This window comes from Xanthobacter versatilis, assembly GCF_043193975.1.
GTDB lineage: Bacteria > Pseudomonadota > Alphaproteobacteria > Rhizobiales > Xanthobacteraceae > Xanthobacter > Xanthobacter autotrophicus_E.
Map to the genome: position 1 here is coordinate 18,894 of NZ_JBAFVB010000017.1, position 16,916 is coordinate 35,809.

The window sequence follows — 16,916 nt, forward strand, 5'->3', positions numbered from 1 at the left end:
GACCGCTTGAACCAACCTTGCTGAACCGATTGAGCGGCCCAGGCTTGCGGGACAGTCGAGGATGCCATATATACCCATATATGAGTGAAAACCCAATAAATAGTTCAATCTCACATGCGGGTAAGGTAGTTGCTTCTGAGATAGATCGGCTCGAGGCGTTACTGGCGGCTGTGCCTGGTGATTTGGCATTGCCGCAACTCCGAGCTTTGGTTGCGATTGCGGCCGAACCCGGGATATCCGTGAATGAGCTCGCCCTGCGCATCGACGTCCCACAGCAGTCGGCGAGCCGGTACGTCTCGGTGCTGCTGGGCCGGTACCAAGATCCGATGGGAGGCGCGCCGACCCGGATTCTGGCGGAGCAGCGTATAAGTGAAGAGGATCCACGGCGGCGAGCACTTTTCCTCACCTTAGAGGGAACCGCTCTACTCGCAACCATCGTCCATGCTGCGTTCGGCGGGCTTCAGCAATAGGAAAGTGCAGTATGTCAGCTGCTGAAAAACTGGAAGGGTGCACCCTTCAGGGTGGGTGGAAGGTGATTAAGCGCCTCGAACGGGACCCTAACGGCACCGGAGGGCACTTCTCGCAGAGCTATCTCGCTGAACGCGTAGAGAGGAACGCCACAGGCCAGGAGATTCGCACGGAGGGCTTCCTAAAGGCGTTCGATTTCCAACGTGCATTCGAGGGCGGGGGCGACACGGTCAAGATCCTGCAGTTCTTGACCAACTCGTACGAGTACGAACGTGCGATCCTCGAACATTGCCGTGGCAGACGGCTCTCCAATGTGGTGGTAGCAATCGATCACGGGGAATATCAGGTCGAAGGCATGAGCGCCATGGAAGGGCGGGTCTTCTACCTGATCTTCGAGATGGCAGCGGGCGATGTCCGAGTCCAGATGGACATGTCGAAGGCACGCGACGCTCTTTGGTGTCTCAAGGCCCTTAAGGACATCAACCTCGGCCTCTGGCAGGTTCATCGGGAGATGATCGCGCATCAGGACGCCAAACCGTCCAATGTACTGACGTACGCGGGGCCGTCCTTCAAGATTGCGGACTTCGGACGCGCATCGCGCAAGGGCGTTCCTGCACCCCACGACCATCTCCAGGTTGCGGGCGACATGACCTATTCTCCCCCCGAACAACTCTACGGGTATTCCGATCCTGATTTCGGTGCGCGCCGCATAGGGTGCGACATGTACATGCTCGGAAACTTGGCCTGCTTCCTTTTTTCGGGCGTGAACGTGACGGCGACCCTTCTGTCTCATCTAGCCCCACAACACCATCCTCAGCATTGGGGCGGCAGCTATGTAGAAGTCCTGCCTTACGTGCGGACGGCTTTCGCGCAGGTCCTTGCCGATCTTCAACCCCTCATCGATCCCTTGGTGAGAGATTACATTACAGGGCTTGTGACTGAACTCTGCGATCCGGACTTGAAACTGCGCGGGCATCCGCGGGGCATTGGTCATCATGACCAATATTCCCTGCAGCGCTACGATTCGGGTCTCGACCAGGCGGTACGGAAGCTCCAGATCCGCATCCGCGCGGGTGGACGCGCGGCATGAATCCCTCTGCCTGGACACACGAACGCCTAATGATTCCCAGGTGGCGCTCTCTGGCGGCCACGCTTCAATCGAACGAGCTTTCGTCTATACGAGCGCCACGCGCGGGTGATCAGGGAGAGACCCTTTCTACGGCTCTCGCGAGAAGGCTTGGGCGGTGGCGCCATGACCCCAGCCTCGTCACCGCAGCTGAGCTGGTGGAAGCGGCCCTCGTCGCCGGCCGCGAGCGCGAAGCCGTGGATGCCGCGCGCCAACTCGTCAACGTGAACGAAACTGCGGCTCCCCTCATTCGCGCGCAGGCGCAAACACTGCTTCGTCGCGTAGGCTTAACGGAAGACGTTCCCGCGCCGCAGGAGCCCCGCGCGGCCGACTGGCGCCGCTTGACGCGGCTGCATCCCCAGAACGCCTTGGCTTGGGTTGAGCTCGCCTTCCATCAAACAGTTCATGGACATCCCGAGGCCGCCGCGAAGTCGATGGCCGCCGCACTTCACTTGGCACGAGACAACCGTCACGTTCTGCGCTCAGCCGCGCGCCTCTACCTTCACCTCGAGGACCGAGAGCGTGCCCACGACCTCATTGCCAAAAGCCCGGTGACGAGAACCGACCCATGGTTGCTCTCCGCCGAGATCGCATTTGCGCGCGCAGCCCATCGACAGCCTCGATTTCTCAAGTTGGGCGTCAACCTCGTCGAAGATGGAGGGCTGATGCCAAGCCAGATCACCGAGTTGGCCGGCTCGGTTGGAACGGTCGACTTGCTGGATGGGAGTCGACGTAGGGCCAGGAAGATGTTCGTTCGGAGCATGGAGGATCCGAACGGCAATGCACTTGCCCAAGCCGAGTGGGCGACGCCACGAATCGGTGCCGAGATCGTCCCCACCGCGCATCTCGAATCCGTCCACGAGGCATTCGAGGCAATGGCGTTTCATCGATACCGCGAGCACCGGTTCAGTGAGGTGCCCGCCATCTGCGAGCGTTGGGCCGAAGTCGATCCATATTCCGTGCGGCCGTTCGAGTTCGGCGCAAGCGCGGCCGGCCTCGCCGAGGACTATGCCAAGGCTGAGGAGCTGGCGCGTCGAGGTCTTGAACTGCGTCCCAAGTCGCAGCTGCTGATGAACTATCGCGCTTTCGCCTTGTCGCATATCGGCCGTGGGCCCGAGGCCGATGCTTTGCTTGCCAGTGTCATCCCTGCCTCATCGGACGACGCCCTGGCGATGCTGACTCTTGCCAATCAGGGCTTGAGCGCGTTCAGGCAAGGGCGACATGAAGAAGGTATGATTTACTATCGCCGTGCGATCGATGGTTTCCGACGCATCGGCCATGCTCGCTTGAGTGCGTGCGCGCGTGCGTACCTCGCGCGGGAGGCGTCGCGCGCCGGTCTTCCGGAGGCGCTGAAACTACAGAATGAAGCCGTTAAGGCAATGGAGCCATATAAGGATTCAGAAGCGCTGAGGATCCTTCGTCGCGTCATAGAAAATGATGGCGCGGGAGAGCCAATTGAGGTGCCTAGCGACGCGGCGACACGGGAGGCGAAGTTGCAGCGGCTCCGTACGATTAGCTGGACAACACCCGGCTGGTCTGGGTTCCGAGACAGCTGAGCTGCGATGTCGGCTAGTTGGGTGGGGGCGGCCATCTTTATGAGATCACCCCCTGAAGCTGGCACTAGGTTTCGCCTTGTCGCTCGAGCACCACGAGCCCCAGCCGGCGCGCTTGGTCCAACAGGGACTTCACCGAGGAGGCCGCCCACTGCCGTCCGCCGCGCGGGGTGCGCTCGCGCATCCGCTCGAGCTGGGCGGCGATGTCGCGCAGGCTGAGGTCCGGGTCGGCGATGGCAATGCCGGCGACGAGCGTCATCAACCGGTCCTCGGGCGGGCGCCGGGGCGAGCGCTTGAGCAGTTCCGCCTCCGCCATCCGCTCCTGCACCAGCCGATGCACCGCGCGCCGCAGCTTCTCGATGGTCCAGCTCTGGCCGCGATGGTTCAGCACCCGCACCACGTCGTCCCAGCTGTGCTGCGGCCGCATGCGCCGCACGATCGGCAGCCAGGCCGAGGCCGAGGCGATCAGGTCACCGACATAGACCTTCTGGCGTGCCGCCGAGGCGGCACGGATGGCCTCCGGCCGACGCTCGCGCAGGCCGGGGTTGCCGGGGAGCTTGCCGCGCGCCTTGGCCGCCTTCATCCCGGCCCTGGTGCGCTCGGCGATAAGGGCACGCTCAAGCTGGGCGACGGCGCCGAGCACCTGCAGCGAGAACATGCCCTGCGGCGTCGAGGTGTCGATCGGGTCGCGCAACGAGCGGAAATGGGCCTGACGTCCTTCCAGGTCCTCGATTACCGCGAGCAGGTGGCTGACCGAGCGGGCGAGGCGATCGAGCCGCACGACGACCAGGACGTCACTGGGCCCGATTTCGCGCATCAGCCTGGCCAGCACCGGCCGGGCCCGCGAAGCCCCGGAGCCATGCTCCTGGTGGATGATCTGGCAGCCGGCCGCGCGCAACTCGTCGACCTGCGCATCGGTCGCCTGCTCGTCGGTCGAGACCCGGGCATAGCCGATCAGGCGGCGAGCCGGCCGGGGAGGGGAGAAGGCGGGGCGGGCCATGGCGTCTCCGGGGGCGATTTCCGGCCCTTTGTACAATCAATACAGATTTGAGCAAACGAACCTTTGCAGGCGTGTTTTATCGACCGCGCCAGAGGGCCGGGGAGGCCTATCGGTCACCGTAGATGGGTCCGAGTGCCAGAAGGGACCAAAACGGCCGCCTGTGGCGCTCTGAGCGGAAAACAGGCGATTTCAACGGATTTGGAGGTTGCCTGGCGCTGTGAGGCTGACTTTCCGCCTAGCGGGTGGCCCTCGCGGCTAAAGCGGCGCCGGAAATCCGCCGATCTTGGCGGAGCGGTCCGCCCAATTAGGGCGAGGACTCCACCCATCCGGGAAGAGGGGAGGCGAAAAACGACGGGTTTCCGGGCCTTTCCAGCCATCTCGGCCGAGCGATATCGTCCATCTCCTATATAAAGAGCAATACGACCGATAATGCAACATTATCGGTCGTTATTATTCGAAGACAAGTGCGGCGGTTTACGTCATATTACTGGCACAAAGCGCCGCCATCGGATATGCTCCGGCATGGCCTCGCGCGCGCGACTCATCCCTGATCCCCCTCCGACCTTTCCGGCGTTTCCCGGCTGGGCGCGGCCGCCTGAATCGAGAGAAGCCGTTGACGATGCCGGCTTTCTCGCCGGCGCGGCTCTGGCAGCGCTGCATCCGATCGCCCGCCACGAGCATCCGCTCGGCACCCTCTGGCGGCAGCGCTTGGCGCTCGGCTGCGCTGCCGCCCTGGCGCACCAAAACGGCCGCACCGAGGACGAGGCGACGCTGCGTGACCACTGGTATCTGCGCCGCGACGGCGATGATCCCGGGCCGGCCGGGCAGTTGCTCAAGGCCTGGCGTGCCTTAAGCGAGAGCTCGGCGATGGCCGCCGGCGACTGGGAGATCAGGCTCGCCGCGCTGCTCGCGCTCGCCCTCGACGACGCGCTGCAGGACGTCATCGCCTTTGCCACCGAACAGCTCAGAGGGCAGGGGAGTGCGGTGCGCGCCGCGGCGGCGGTCGCCGCGACCAGCCTGCAGTTTCGGCCCGACAGCCGGCCGCTGGCGCTGTGGCTTGCCGACGCGGTCCTGGCGCATCGCCTCAGGTGGCCGGCGCCGGTGCCGCTACTGGCAGCACATCTGAAGCGCGCCGACTTCCGTCACGCCGCCGCGCATGTCGACGGCGACAACCGCTGGCTTGCCGCCTGCGGCCTCGCCTATGCCCGGGGCGCGGCCGCGGCAGCCGACCTGCACGCCGATCTCGCCCGGCGCGCTGACAGGCTCCTCGCCGCCGCGCCGCAGCTGCGCAGCCGGGACGCCGACATGATAGTGGCGATCCTCATCAGCGAGGACGCGCAGCCGGCAAACGCCGGTAAGGCCGCGAGCGACCGCTCGAGCCGGCGGCTGTTCGAGCGCCTGGTCGCGCTTGGCAGCGTGCGCGAGCTTACCGGCCGGCCGACCTTCCGTCTTTACGGGCTGTAGGCCATGGCCCGGCGCGCGCGAGCCAAACAGGACCTCGACACCGAGCTGTCCGATCTGCCGCCGGAGCTGCGCTGGCGCGAATGGATAGGGCGTGTTGAGGCGGTGATCTTCGCCTCGCCCGTGCCAGTCGACCGCGAAATCCTGGCCCGCGTCGTCGGGCGCGACTGCAATCTTGACCTGCTGATCGATGATATTCGCGCCGAACTGCGCGGCCGGCCCTATGAGTTGGTGGCGGTCGCCGGCGGCTGGCAGCACCGGACCCGCAAGAGTTTTTCGGAGGCGATCCAGGTGGCGACCGGGCTTGGCACCACCGAGGTCAAACCGCTGTCGTCCTCCGAGGCGTTGGTGCTGCTGTGTATCGGCTACTTCCAGCCGATCACCCGCGGCGAACTCAGTCAGTTTTTCGGCAAGGAGATCAGCCGTGACGTCATCGGCCATCTACAGCGGCTCGGCTTCATCGCCGCCGGGCCGCGCAGCCCGACGCCCGGCGCGCCCTACACCTATGTGACCACGAAAGGCTTTCTCAGTCACTTCGGCTTCGACACATTGCGCGACCTGCCGGACATAGAAGCGCTCGAGGATGCCGGCCTGCTCAGCAAAGACCGGCCGCTGGCGGGGGATATTCCGCTTGGGTTCAGGGCAGGCGAGCCAGACGATGAGGAGGAGTTGGAGGATGTCGTACCCGATGAGGAGAGCTGAACGCTCTTGCCGGTCCTCTGACCGTTCAGCTTAGGGCCACGACGATTGGTTCTTCGGCAGCCGATGATCGGGATCGTGGACCATGACCGTTTCGTCAGCGAGCAGATTGGCCGGAAAGATCACCAGGTTGGTGCCGCCGGCATGGCGAAGTGACGGAAACAGGATGCCGCGAAGCCCCGCGGTGATCACGCGATCGGCGAGCTTCCAGGATGACGGCACCTTTCCGTCGATGCGGGCAATGCGGCGCCACGCACAATCCCAGTCCTTCCAGGCCTCATCCCAGACGCTCGGATCGTAGCCCTGCGAGAGATCCGCGACCTCGCCGAGCGTCACCGTGTAGGCAGCAAGCGTCGCCGGCGGGGTGATGCTGGCGCCTTGCCGGTATTCTTCAAGCGCGGTCTGCGGCGCGCGGGAGAGATAAAGAGCCTCGACGCCGGGCCGATTGAACCGGCCACCATCCGTTGCGGCGCCCGCGCCGCTGGTCGGCAAGAACGCCCATTTAGGTGTCAGATAGCGATGGAATATCTCGTCCGGACCGAGGCGGATGATCCTCACCCGCGCGCTCCGTTCTCGAGGTCGCGGATGAAGGCCAGCACCGCCTCCACCTGACCATCCGCGACGAGCTCAGCCGCCGTGCGATGCCCATAATCGGCGATCGGCTCGTTGCGGTACCAGTAGATGGCCTTGTCGATATCGCCGGTGAGCTCGGTGGCCGCCGAGATCACCTTCACCATCTCGCGCATCCGTCCCTGCAGCCGCTCAGAGGAGGGGTTGCGCAAGGTGTTGCGATGAACCCCGGTGAGCTGGGCCAGATTGGCGACGTTGACGCCGAGTGCCTTGGACAGGCGCTTTGGCGAGATATAGGGCGTGCGAGGCTCCTGAAGGCTGTCGACGAAGCCGGAAACCATTGCAGTGTGCGCCAGCTGAGCCTGGGCCATGGCAGAACCTCGGTGATGTCATGCACATTATATGCACATCCAAACGCACATCAAGGTGCGGCATCTGTCTGATGCGGTCGATAGGCGTTCAACTGCGAGGTCAGGTCGCGTGTTCATACCGGCGGGTGAATGCTGTGGCCTTGCAGATACATGGCGATGCGGGCCAGCGTCACTGCGGCATGCAGAGCGGCAAGGATTGCGATGGCGAGGCTGACGAACAGCAGGATATGCCGACGCGCCATGGCGTGGTCATTCGCGTCGCTCCGGTCGAGCGGCATCCCGAAGCTGCGATACAGGATGAGCCCGGCGATGGCCGCGAGCAGCAAGCTCAGGGTGATTGCGATGATGCTTGCCGCGGGCAGGCCCGCGCGCCCCAACAGCGCTGCGACCAGCAAGGCCAGCAGGCCGGTGCGTGACCAGGAAAGCGCCGTGCGTTCGGGCTGCAGTCCGGGATCCTTCGCCTCGTGCCGGTCCGTCATCGGGTTCAACTCGTGACGACCAGCCACCCCAGCGCGGCTGCCAGAAGCGCGGTCAGCGTGGCCAGAACAGGCAGAAGCAGGCTGCGGGGTAGATCCGCCTCGTGCCGCATCGCCCGCTCGGCACGCGCCCAGCGCGTGTAGGCCGTGACGGCGAGCGTGGCGCCGGCGCAGAACAGGACCAGCGCCAATATCAGCCTCGTCAGCGGTGAGCCCAGATGGGAGGCAAACTGATCGATGCCTACGGCGCCCGCGATCAAGGCAAGCGCGGTTCTGATCCATGCGAGAAAGGTCCGCTCATTCGCAAGCGAGAAACGGTAGTCGGGGCGGCTCCCCAGCTCCCACCATTTAGGCTTCCGGCCTCCCGTCGCAGCGCGCTCCGGGGCAGGCGCAGCAGATTGCACATCCATGTCGACAGCCTGCTCTCTCTCTTTGCGTCTCGTCGCGACCTGGCAGCCAGGGCGTTCTGCGCCATACCGGCCCTTCGTTGCCGGTGCTTGCCGTAGCGGCAGAGAAGGCACCGAATTTGATCCATTCCAAATTCTGCTTGCCAAGAGGCATATAGCTATATAGCTTCAGATCATGGAGGAAACAATGACAAAACAAGAACCATCATTCCCCGCCTCCGCGACGGGGGTAGCCGCGAAAGGTCCGAAAAAGGAGCCGTCGCGCCTGAAACGTGCCTTCGAGACCTACTCAAGCAATCGCGAGCCGCTCCATCTTCAGATTCGCAAGTCGATCCTCGATATTCTTGCGCAAGGCTACTGGTCGCCCGGCGACAAGCTTCCCGCCGAGCGCGACATAGCCGACGACCTCGGCATCAGCCTCGGCACCGTGCAGAAGACGTTGATCGCCCTCGCCGCCGATGGCGTTCTGGTGCGCAAGCACGGCCACGGCACCTTCGTGGCAGGAGATGCCACCCAGTCGGCGCGGCTCATTCACTTTCGCTTCGAAGGAGAGGACGGCACCTCGATCGCGCCGGTCTACGCCGAAGCGATCGAGCGGCGCATCGTGCGCGAACGCGGTGCCTGGTCGCAGTTTCTGACCGGCAGCCGCTCGGTGATCATGATCACCCGGCGCGTGAATGTCGCCGATGAATTTGACTGCATCAGCGATTTCTACATCGACGCGGACGATTTCAGTCCGTTGATGGACATGCCGCTGGAGCAGTTGCACAAGATCATCATCCGGGAATTCATCGCCTCGAATTTCAATGCGCCGACGATCAACGTGACCCAGAGCATTGCCTGCGGGACGCTCCCGGAGCGGGTCTGCACGCTCCTGAAGGCGAACACGTCGAATATCGGCATGGTGTTGACCGTGCGCTCATGGACGCATGGCGACCGGCCGATCGCCTTCCAGAAGATTTTCATACCTGCCGGTGCGCGGCCTCTGGAAATCCCGACCCCCCGGCTCCGTTGATCTCCAGGTGCAGCGATGGAATTCGATTACGTCATCATTGGTGGCGGAACGGCCGGCTGCGTCCTGGCCAACCGATTGAGCGCGAGCGGCAAGCATCAGGTGCTGATGCTTGAGGCCGGTCCTGCCGACACCTATCCCTGGATTCACATCCCGATCGGCTATGCCAAGACCATGTTCCACCCCCGATACAATTGGGGATTCTACACGGAACCCGAACCCGAACTGAACAACCGGAAACTCTACTGGCCGCGCGGCAAGGTGCTCGGTGGCTCAAGCTCGATCAACGGTCTCATCTACATCCGCGGCCAGGCCGAGGACTATGATGGATGGGCGGCCCTGGGCAATGAAGGTTGGGCCTGGAAGGATGTGCTACCGACCTTCAAGAAGCTGGAAAACAACGAGCGAGGCGAATCCGCCTATCACGGCGCGAACGGCCCGCTCGGGTGCTCCGACATCCATGATCGCCCGGAGATCATGGAAGCCATCATCGGCGGTGCAAGGGAGATGGGCGTCCCGACCACCGACGACTTCAATGGCGCCTCGCAGGAAGGGGCCGGTTACTATCAGCTGCTGACCAGAAAGGGACGGCGTTGTTCAAGCGCTGTCGGCTATCTCGCCCCCGCGCGCCAACGGCCCAACCTGACGGTTGAGACTGAGGCGATGGCGCAGAAAATCCTTTTCGATGGCACGCGCGCCAGCGGCGTGGAGTTCTTGCAGGCCGGCGCGCTCAAGCGGGTGCGCGCCCATCGCGAGGTGATCCTGGCCGCCGGTGCGATCCAGTCTCCGCAACTCCTGGAATTGTCCGGCGTCGGCAATCCCGCCATCCTCGGCAAGCACTGCATCCCGGTGATCCACGCGCTGAGGGGTGTCGGCGAGAACCTGCAGGATCACCTGCAGTTTCGCCTCATGTATCGCTGTAAAAAGCCGATCACCACCAATGACGACCTGAGATCCTGGACGAGGAAGATCGGCATCGGATTGCGCTACGTCTTCGCGCGGTCGGGTCCTATGGCTGTCGGGATCAATCATGTCGGCATGTTCGCCCGGGTCCTGCCGGAATCCGCGACTCCCGACATCCAGTTCCACGTCGCCGCGCTGACCGCGGATCGGGTGGCTGACAAGCCGCATCCCTGGCCTGGCTTCACGCTGAGCGTCTGCCAGCTTCGTCCAAAGTCTCGCGGCTCGATCCATATCGCATCGCCGCTCGCCGCCGCCGCTCCGGCGATCCGGCCGAACTACCTGACCGAGGAGGAAGACTGGCGGTGCTCGCTGGCGGGCGTGCGGTTGGCCCAATCCATCGCACGTTCCTCCGAGATGCGAGACTATACCGACTCCTCCTACAAGCCCGCCGGCTTTGCCGACAGCGACGAGGCCTTGAAGGCGTTCTGCCGTGAGAGCGGAGCGACCATTTTCCATCCGGTGGGTACCTGCAAGATGGGCAGCGATCCGGATGCGGTCGTTGATAGCCGGCTACGGGTGCGCGGCCTGTCCAATCTGCGCATTGCCGACGCCTCGATCATGCCGCTGCTCGTCTCCGGCAACACCAGCGCGCCTTCCGTGATGATCGGCGAAAAGGCGGCGGAGTTCATATTGGGAGGGGCCGATGTCCATTGACACCCGGCGATCCCTCAACGGTCCGGCCGGCCTAGGCAGGTCACATGCCGCACCGGGCGTGGAACCCGCTGATTTCCAATTCAACCGTCTCGGAAGCGAGACGAGGCGCGTGCAAAAGCATCTGCGCCAGCATCAGAGGCAACACAATGAAGCTTAATGACGAAGAAGAGGCCATGCTCGCCGGCGAATTCGGGCCAGCGCGGCAATGGGCCATCAAGCATCAGATCGCCGTTGGCAGCTTTTTCGACGCGGAAGACCTCGTGCCTGTCGGCCAGGCTCACATCATGGCGGATACCGAGGCGACCGGCACGACCGGGGTCGAGTTCCTGGAAACGCTTGCCCGTCTTCCCGAGGACCAGCGTCGGGTGCGTATTCCCACCATCACCGATCCGCGCGGCGTCGACTTCGCTGCCTATAAGCGGCTCAAGCAGACGGAGGACATGGCCGACCGCGAAGCGCGCGCCGTCCGCGCCTTCGAGGCGCTCTCGGTCATGATGACCAATACCTGTATCAACTATCAGACCATCCTCCCCCCTGTCTGCGGCGAGCATCTGGCCTTCGGCGATACCGGCGTCGTCATTTACTCGAACGGCGTCCTCGGGGCGCGAAGCAATTTCGAGGGAGGGCCTTCCGCACTTTCGGCCGGCTTGACCGGGCGTACGCCACGATATGGCTATCACCTCGACAGCAAGCGCCGGGGCACAAGGCATTTTGTGGTGGAGTCCTCTCTTTCCAGCCTGAACGACTGGGGAGTTCTTGGTGGGCTGGTCGGCAAGGCCACCAATTCTTATTGGGAGGTGCCGGTCATTTCGGGTCTCGATCGGGTCCCGAACTCTGACGAGATGAAGCATTTCGGGGCGGCGCTGGCGAGTTTCGGATCGGTGGCGATGTTCCACATTCCCGGCGTCACCCCGGAAGCGCCCAGCCTGAATGAGGCGTTCCACGGTCAGATTCCTCCGGAATCGGTGAAGTTCGATGCCGATGACTTCAAGCGCTTCTACGCCCAGTATGAAGCACGCGGCGAAAAGGCGGATGTGGTGGTGTTCGCCGCTCCGCAGCTTTCCCTGCTCGAAGTCGAGCAAGTGGCCAAGCTGATCGCAGGTCGCAACATCCACGACCAGACATCGCTGATCGTCACGACCTCGCCGGAGATCAAGTTCGCGGCCGACCGCATGGGCCTCACGGACAAGATCGAGCGAAGCGGAGGCATGGTCCTGTCGGGCGTTTGCTTCTACCAGAGCTATGCGCGTGAGATGGCCGAGGCGAATGGCTGGAGTCGGCTGATCACCAATTCGGCCAAGCTGGTCAACATCATCGGAGGTTATGGCTACCGCCCCACTCTGCTCAGCATGGAAAACTGCATCGAGAGCGCCGTTTCGGGAAGGATCATGCAATGACGACCGTTCTGCATTGCCACAAGGGAATTGGTCCCGCTGTCCGTGGAACCGCTCTATGCGCGAGTGACGATTTCAGCGCGCGCTATGATCTCGACCGCATGAAGGGGGTGTTTTCCCGCCCCGCGCACAAGCTCTACGGCCAGGATTATCGCGGGCAGATTCTCGTCCTCAACACCGCCAAGGGTGGTGTCGCATCGGCATGGATGCTGCGGCACATGCGAGAATCCGGCGTGACGCCTCTCGCCTATGTCTTCAACTCGGTTAATCCGATTCTCGCACAGGGCGCGGCCTTTGGTGAGATCACGATGGTGGACCGCTTTGAAGATGGCGACGTCACCACGCTGATCAGGAGCGGTGACGAACTGCTGGTCGAGCCGGAAGCGGGACGGATCACCATCCTTTCTCGTGGCCCCTGACCACGATAAGGAGGGCATCGGCGCAGCCTGGCCGATGTGAACGTCGCTGAAACGCCTCAGAAGGGCGGACAACAAAAACAAATAAAAAGAACTCGACCTCTGCGGTCGGGATGAGGAAACGCATGCCTGGGAGAGACATAGATGCAAACGGACCAGAAGACTGTTAATCGCGTTGTATTATCGAGCCTGATCGGCGCAACCATCGAATGGTACGACTTCTTCATATATGGAGTGTTGGCGGGGATTGTTCTGAATAAACTTTATTTTCCGTCCGAAGACCCGACCATTTCTCTGATGCTGACATATGCGACCTTCGCGCTCGGCTTTCTGACGCGACCGCTGGGCGGTATCGTCTTCGGTCATTTCGGCGACAAGGTCGGACGCAAGAGCGTTCTAGTCATCACGCTCATGATCATGGGAATTTCGACCTTCGCGATCGGCCTGATCCCCACATTCGATCAGATCGGCCTGTGGGCTCCGGCCCTCCTGCTCACCATGCGCATCTTCCAGGGGATCGGCCTCGGCGGCGAATGGGGGGGCGCGGTGCTGATGGCTTACGAATATGCCCCTCCATCGAGGCGAGGCTTCTACACCAGCATTCCCCAGATGGGCCTGTCGATCGGCATCCTGCTCTCGGCGGGAACACTGGCGGTCCTGTCCGCCATAATGTCCAACGACGCCTTCATGTCGTGGGGATGGCGCATCGGCTTCCTGCTCTCGGTCCTCCTGATCTTTGTCGGCATGTGGATCCGCCTGCAGATTTTCGAGACGCCGGCCTTTTCCCGGATCAAGGCGTCTCATGAGCAGGCGCCCCTGCCGATTGTCGAAATGTTCCGGCGACACATGGGCAACGTCGTCCTGGGCCTCGGTGCGCGCCACGTCGACGGCGTTTTCTTCAACGTCTTCGCCGTATTCTCGGTCAGCTATCTCGTCGACAAGATCGGCATCACGCGAAACGACGCGCTGGTGGCTCTGATGGTCGGTGCGGCGGTGCTGACGATCTGCATTCCGATCGCCGGGCATCTGTCCGACAAGATGTCCCGCCCGAAGCTTTATGGAATTGCCGCGCTGGTTAGCTCCGTCTCGATCTTCCCTGCCTTCTGGCTCATGAAGAATTCGGACGGAAATCTGACCGCGATCTGGGCGGCGATCGTCATTCCGTATGGCATCATCTATTCGGCGGTCTACGGAAATGTCGCAGCTTTCCTGTGCGATCTGTTCGACGCCAAGGTTCGCTATTCTGGAATTTCCTTTGTCTATCAGATGACCAGTGCCGTTGCCGGCATGACCGCGCTGATCTGCACGTATCTAGTCAAGATCGCTGATGGCGAGCCGTGGCTGGTGTGCTGGTACGTGCTCGGCTCCGGCGTCCTGTCGACGGTCTGCGCATTGATCATCGCGAGCCAGAAACGGAATCTCACGGCCTCCACGGCGTTCGCCTGACGCGCTTCCCCGGAGACCGGCTCGGCCGGTCTTCCAGCAAGCAGCCCACAACCAATATCCACCCGATGCGCGTGCGCGACGTTTGCAGGACGTGGCGGCGACATTCGAACCGAACGCGAGGGATCGATGACAAGCTACCCCAACACTCCCCTCCTGATTGACGGAATATGGCGCGAGAGCCGTGACGGGCGGGCGCTCGACGTGGCAAATCCGGCTGACGGAGAGGTCATCGGCACTGTTTCGCACGCGTCGATATCCGATCTGGATGAGGCATTGGCGGCGGCGGAACAGGGTTTCGCCACCTGGCGTGCCATGTCCGCTTTCGATCGCAGCAAGATCATGCGCAAGGCCGCGGAACTCCTGCGGCAGAGGGCGGAAACTATTGCCGGATTCATGACCCTGGAACAGGGAAAGCCGCTCGGCGAGGCGCGCATCGAAACACTGGCCGGCGCCGACATCATCGACTGGTTCGCCGAGGAAGCGCGCCGTACCTATGGGCAGATCATTCCGGCCCGTACCGGCGGCGTCGCGCAATTGGCCATCAAGCTGCCCGTCGGGCCGGTTGCGGCGTTCTCTCCGTGGAATTTCCCCATCAATCAGACGGTGCGTAAGCTGTCCGCAGCGCTGGCTGCCGGCTGCTCGATCATCGTGAAGGGGCCGGAGGAAACGCCGGCGTCCCCTGCTGAGCTGATACGCTGCTTCGTTGATGCCGGTGTGCCCGCCGGCGCGATCAATCTGGTCTATGGCGACCCGGCTGAGGTGTCCTCCTACCTGATCCCGCATCCGATCATACAGAAGATCTCGTTCACCGGGTCCACCGCGATCGGCAAGCAGCTGGCCGCGCTGGCAGGCGCGCATATGAAGCGCTCGACCATGGAACTGGGCGGCCATGCGCCGGTGATCGTCCTGAACGATGCCGACATCAAACGTGCCGTGGACGTTACGGTCGCGGCCAAGTTCCGCAATGCCGGTCAGGTTTGCGTCGCACCCACGCGGTTTCTTGTTCAGGATGCCGTCCACGACGCCTTCGTCAACAGCTTCGTTTCCGCCAGTTCGGCGATTGCCGTTGGAGACGGGCGGGCGCCGGAGACGAGGATGGGGCCGCTTGCCAATGAGCGCCGCGTCTCGGCCGTCGAAGCGCTTGTCGCCGATGCCGTTGCGCATGGTGCCTGGATACGGTCCGGGGGGCACAGGATCGGCAACAAGGGATATTTCTTCGCACCGACAGTACTGACGGATGTACCGCGCGAGGCGCGTATCATGAACGAAGAGCCATTTGGCCCCGTGGCGATCATCAATCGCATTCGCACGCTCGACGAAGCCATCGAGGAGGGCAACCGGCTGCCTTTCGGTCTGGCTTCCTACGCCTTCACCGGATCGGCCGAGGCGGTCCATCGCCTGACCATGGAGCTTCAGGCCGGCATGACCACGGTCAATCATAACGGGCTGTCATTGCCGGAGGTGCCGTTCGGGGGCGTGCGCGATTCCGGCTTTGGTTCGGAGGGAGGGTCCGAGGCGATCGAACCCTATCTCGTCACCCGCTTCGTGTCGCATCTGGCAACGATGTGAAGCGGAGATGGCGGTCGCGACCTGCTATTGTTAAACGGCTCGCAAAGTTGCCCCCCGATCGGCGTCCAATGTTGGCTCTTCTCTATTGGGCCGGTATGGGTCGATTCCGTTCTTGTCGCTTGGCACTTAATTGTAAGAATACGCCGGTTAGGCTCAAGCTTGGCACCTAATTGTGAGAATCATTGCTGCATGATTCTCAAATTAAGTGCATTTGCGATGAAGCTTTCCACTTACGACCTCGGGCTATCATGTTCTCGGTGGCGTCAGTGAACCGGACCCTGTTGTCACCCATCATGTGCCCCCGTAGCATCCGGAGCATCTCCGGTCCGGCACGCTCGACGATGGCAACGCCGGCGAGCAGAGCCGGCCGCAGGTGGAGCGGCAGGATCGGCTTTGCAGGTGTAGGCAGGTTCTCCTGTCGCTCGGCGATGACATGGTCGAGATCGGGGATGACTGCGCCGAGCAGCCGGAAGCGCCAGAGGTCGTGCTCGCGGGGTACAAGCGTTGGAACGCGTCGCATCAGGAGAAGCCGAGCAATGTCGGCTGGTGATGTCCAGGTTCCGATACCCCGTTCGGCTTCATCGTCGAGCAGCCTTTCGCCATGAACGGCCGCAACGCGATGTTGCCGGAAAGGGGGAGGCGAGTTCGCGACCGCCGGCATCCCGGAGTTGGTTTCCACACAAAGCGCACGTAATACGCCACCCCAGAAGCTGGCTTCGCAGGATCGGCGCCGGTTCCGCATGTCCCGGGCTGCAGCTCGTGCAGACCTGTGTTGGCCGCGTGGCGATGAGCCGACGCGATGATTGCGCGACATTTGTGAAGATCATTCGACGCACCACGGCCGGTTCGGTGCCGAATATGTTGGCCAGGCGGATTTCCTGATCACTGCTCAGATGGAGATCGGCCGCGCGCAACGCGGAGGCCTCCGGCAGGCAATGCCGAAGCATGACAAGCGGAGGGACCGCGTAGAAGGCGGCATGGCGACTGATCCAGGAGGACAGGAGTTCATCAGAATGGGGCGGCAAGCACACCGGCAACAGCCGTGGCGGTGGGTTCTCAATCATGCGAATGCCGCCTCGGCATCGAACTCTGGTTCCCAGTTCTCGACTGCTTCGTCGTTGATGTGCTCGCGGCCGCTCTCGATGGCTTCTCCGAGTGCCGTGTTGGTGGCGAGCATGAAGCGCTCGAGATCGGCCTCGATCGCCTTCACGAGATCGGGATCGGAGGGGCCCTCTTCGATCAGGGCACCCAAATCCTCGCCCAAGACGAGTACTCCGGCAGCGGCTGGCGTGGTCACCAGCACCTTCACCTTCTCGACATAGAGGTCCGCG

General features: G+C 62.9%; 18 protein-coding genes and 1 pseudogene. 11 read left to right on the forward strand and 8 right to left on the reverse strand.

Going from position 1 to position 16,916, the window contains the following annotated elements:
- The first annotated feature begins 80 nt into the window (after window positions 1–80).
- The 3 genes from V5F66_RS21660 (at window position 81) to V5F66_RS21670 (ending at window position 3,150) form a co-directional block, all read left to right on the forward strand.
- Window positions 81–470, forward strand: a complete 390-nt coding sequence (locus V5F66_RS21660; protein ID WP_394094698.1) for a MarR family transcriptional regulator — start codon at window positions 81–83, stop codon at window positions 468–470.
- 11 nt (window positions 471–481) lie between these two features.
- On the forward strand, window positions 482–1,558 hold the full coding sequence (locus tag V5F66_RS21665; protein WP_394094699.1) for a protein kinase domain-containing protein: 1,077 nt from the start codon (window positions 482–484) through the stop codon (window positions 1,556–1,558).
- Between the two features lie 194 nt (window positions 1,559–1,752).
- On the forward strand, window positions 1,753–3,150 hold the full coding sequence (locus V5F66_RS21670; RefSeq protein WP_394094700.1) for a tetratricopeptide repeat protein: 1,398 nt from the start codon (window positions 1,753–1,755) through the stop codon (window positions 3,148–3,150).
- A gap of 64 nt (window positions 3,151–3,214) precedes the next feature.
- On the opposite strand, the gene V5F66_RS21675 is transcribed toward V5F66_RS21670, so the two are convergent.
- Complete coding sequence (locus tag V5F66_RS21675) at window positions 3,215–4,147, reverse strand: recombinase family protein (RefSeq protein ID WP_394094701.1); 933 nt, start codon at window positions 4,145–4,147, stop codon at window positions 3,215–3,217.
- A gap of 522 nt (window positions 4,148–4,669) precedes the next feature.
- Here V5F66_RS21675 and V5F66_RS21680 point away from each other — a divergent pair.
- Complete coding sequence (locus tag V5F66_RS21680; protein WP_394094702.1) at window positions 4,670–5,611, forward strand: DUF1403 family protein; 942 nt, start codon at window positions 4,670–4,672, stop codon at window positions 5,609–5,611.
- A gap of 3 nt (window positions 5,612–5,614) precedes the next feature.
- Window positions 5,615–6,310: an SMC-Scp complex subunit ScpB gene (gene scpB, locus V5F66_RS21685; protein WP_394094703.1), complete on the forward strand. Its 696-nt coding sequence runs from the start codon at window positions 5,615–5,617 to the stop codon at window positions 6,308–6,310.
- A 30-nt stretch (window positions 6,311–6,340) separates the two neighbouring features.
- Here scpB and V5F66_RS21690 read toward each other — a convergent pair whose 3' ends face one another.
- The 4 genes from V5F66_RS21690 to V5F66_RS21705 form a co-directional block, all read right to left on the reverse strand.
- Window positions 6,341–6,865: an RES family NAD+ phosphorylase gene (locus V5F66_RS21690; RefSeq protein ID WP_394094704.1), complete on the reverse strand. Its 525-nt coding sequence runs from the start codon at window positions 6,863–6,865 to the stop codon at window positions 6,341–6,343.
- Window positions 6,862–7,248: a hypothetical protein gene (locus tag V5F66_RS21695; protein WP_394094705.1), complete on the reverse strand. Its 387-nt coding sequence runs from the start codon at window positions 7,246–7,248 to the stop codon at window positions 6,862–6,864. Before V5F66_RS21695 ends, V5F66_RS21690 begins: the two co-directional genes overlap by 4 nt.
- Before the next feature lie 113 nt (window positions 7,249–7,361).
- A complete protein-coding gene (locus V5F66_RS21700) occupies window positions 7,362–7,727 on the reverse strand; it encodes a DUF202 domain-containing protein (protein WP_394094706.1) in 366 nt (121 codons plus the stop codon).
- 5 nt (window positions 7,728–7,732) lie between these two features.
- Window positions 7,733–8,134, reverse strand: coding sequence for a YidH family protein (locus V5F66_RS21705; protein ID WP_394094707.1), 402 nt, complete (start codon window positions 8,132–8,134; stop codon window positions 7,733–7,735).
- A 184-nt stretch (window positions 8,135–8,318) separates the two neighbouring features.
- On the opposite strand from V5F66_RS21705, the gene V5F66_RS21710 reads away from it, so the two are divergent.
- The 6 genes from V5F66_RS21710 to V5F66_RS21735 all read left to right on the forward strand — a co-directional run bounded on the left by V5F66_RS21710 (window position 8,319) and on the right by V5F66_RS21735 (window position 15,585).
- A complete protein-coding gene (locus V5F66_RS21710) occupies window positions 8,319–9,146 on the forward strand; it encodes a GntR family transcriptional regulator (protein WP_394094708.1) in 828 nt (275 codons plus the stop codon).
- Between the two features lie 15 nt (window positions 9,147–9,161).
- Window positions 9,162–10,760, forward strand: a complete 1,599-nt coding sequence (locus V5F66_RS21715) for a GMC family oxidoreductase (RefSeq protein WP_394094709.1) — start codon at window positions 9,162–9,164, stop codon at window positions 10,758–10,760.
- A 146-nt stretch (window positions 10,761–10,906) separates the two neighbouring features.
- On the forward strand, window positions 10,907–12,157 hold the full coding sequence (locus V5F66_RS21720; protein ID WP_394094710.1) for an aconitase X: 1,251 nt from the start codon (window positions 10,907–10,909) through the stop codon (window positions 12,155–12,157).
- Entirely contained in the window at window positions 12,154–12,573 is a 420-nt protein-coding gene (locus V5F66_RS21725) for an aconitase X swivel domain-containing protein (protein ID WP_394094711.1), read from the forward strand. The genes V5F66_RS21720 and V5F66_RS21725 overlap by 4 nt, the downstream gene beginning before the upstream one ends.
- Window positions 12,574–12,714: 141 nt before the next feature.
- Window positions 12,715–14,016 carry an MFS transporter gene (locus V5F66_RS21730; protein ID WP_394094712.1) on the forward strand — a complete coding sequence of 434 codons (1,302 nt, stop codon included), beginning with the start codon at window positions 12,715–12,717 and terminating at the stop codon, window positions 14,014–14,016.
- A 126-nt stretch (window positions 14,017–14,142) separates the two neighbouring features.
- On the forward strand, window positions 14,143–15,585 hold the full coding sequence (locus V5F66_RS21735; RefSeq protein ID WP_394094713.1) for an NAD-dependent succinate-semialdehyde dehydrogenase: 1,443 nt from the start codon (window positions 14,143–14,145) through the stop codon (window positions 15,583–15,585).
- 196 nt (window positions 15,586–15,781) lie between these two features.
- Here V5F66_RS21735 and V5F66_RS21740 read toward each other — a convergent pair whose 3' ends face one another.
- From V5F66_RS21740 to V5F66_RS21750, 3 genes and pseudogenes are all read right to left on the reverse strand, one after another.
- On the reverse strand, window positions 15,782–16,264 hold the full coding sequence (locus V5F66_RS21740) for a hypothetical protein (protein ID WP_394094714.1): 483 nt from the start codon (window positions 16,262–16,264) through the stop codon (window positions 15,782–15,784).
- Window positions 16,164–16,649 (reverse strand): TniQ family protein, encoded by a 486-nt coding sequence (locus tag V5F66_RS21745; protein ID WP_394094715.1) that lies wholly within the window; start codon window positions 16,647–16,649, stop codon window positions 16,164–16,166. Before V5F66_RS21745 ends, V5F66_RS21740 begins: the two co-directional genes overlap by 101 nt.
- Window positions 16,646–16,916, reverse strand: a pseudogene (locus V5F66_RS21750) (hypothetical protein); the annotation flags it as partial. The gene V5F66_RS21745 and the pseudogene V5F66_RS21750, both read right to left, overlap by 4 nt.

Coding starts and splice junctions, on each gene's coding strand:
- V5F66_RS21700 (WP_394094706.1), bottom strand. CDS start 7,727: ATGACGGACCGGCACGAGGCGAAGGATCCCGGACTGCAGCCCGAACGC.
- V5F66_RS21735 (WP_394094713.1), top strand. CDS start 14,143: ATGACAAGCTACCCCAACACTCCCCTCCTGATTGACGGAATATGGCGC.
- V5F66_RS21710 (WP_394094708.1), top strand. CDS start 8,319: ATGACAAAACAAGAACCATCATTCCCCGCCTCCGCGACGGGGGTAGCC.
- V5F66_RS21675 (WP_394094701.1), bottom strand. CDS start 4,147: ATGGCCCGCCCCGCCTTCTCCCCTCCCCGGCCGGCTCGCCGCCTGATC.
- V5F66_RS21665 (WP_394094699.1), top strand. CDS start 482: ATGTCAGCTGCTGAAAAACTGGAAGGGTGCACCCTTCAGGGTGGGTGG.
- V5F66_RS21715 (WP_394094709.1), top strand. CDS start 9,162: ATGGAATTCGATTACGTCATCATTGGTGGCGGAACGGCCGGCTGCGTC.
- V5F66_RS21725 (WP_394094711.1), top strand. CDS start 12,154: ATGACGACCGTTCTGCATTGCCACAAGGGAATTGGTCCCGCTGTCCGT.
- scpB (WP_394094703.1), top strand. CDS start 5,615: ATGGCCCGGCGCGCGCGAGCCAAACAGGACCTCGACACCGAGCTGTCC.
- V5F66_RS21680 (WP_394094702.1), top strand. CDS start 4,670: ATGGCCTCGCGCGCGCGACTCATCCCTGATCCCCCTCCGACCTTTCCG.
- V5F66_RS21720 (WP_394094710.1), top strand. CDS start 10,907: ATGAAGCTTAATGACGAAGAAGAGGCCATGCTCGCCGGCGAATTCGGG.
- V5F66_RS21705 (WP_394094707.1), bottom strand. CDS start 8,134: ATGGATGTGCAATCTGCTGCGCCTGCCCCGGAGCGCGCTGCGACGGGA.
- V5F66_RS21730 (WP_394094712.1), top strand. CDS start 12,715: ATGCAAACGGACCAGAAGACTGTTAATCGCGTTGTATTATCGAGCCTG.
- V5F66_RS21660 (WP_394094698.1), top strand. CDS start 81: ATGAGTGAAAACCCAATAAATAGTTCAATCTCACATGCGGGTAAGGTA.
- V5F66_RS21695 (WP_394094705.1), bottom strand. CDS start 7,248: ATGGCCCAGGCTCAGCTGGCGCACACTGCAATGGTTTCCGGCTTCGTC.
- V5F66_RS21745 (WP_394094715.1), bottom strand. CDS start 16,649: ATGATTGAGAACCCACCGCCACGGCTGTTGCCGGTGTGCTTGCCGCCC.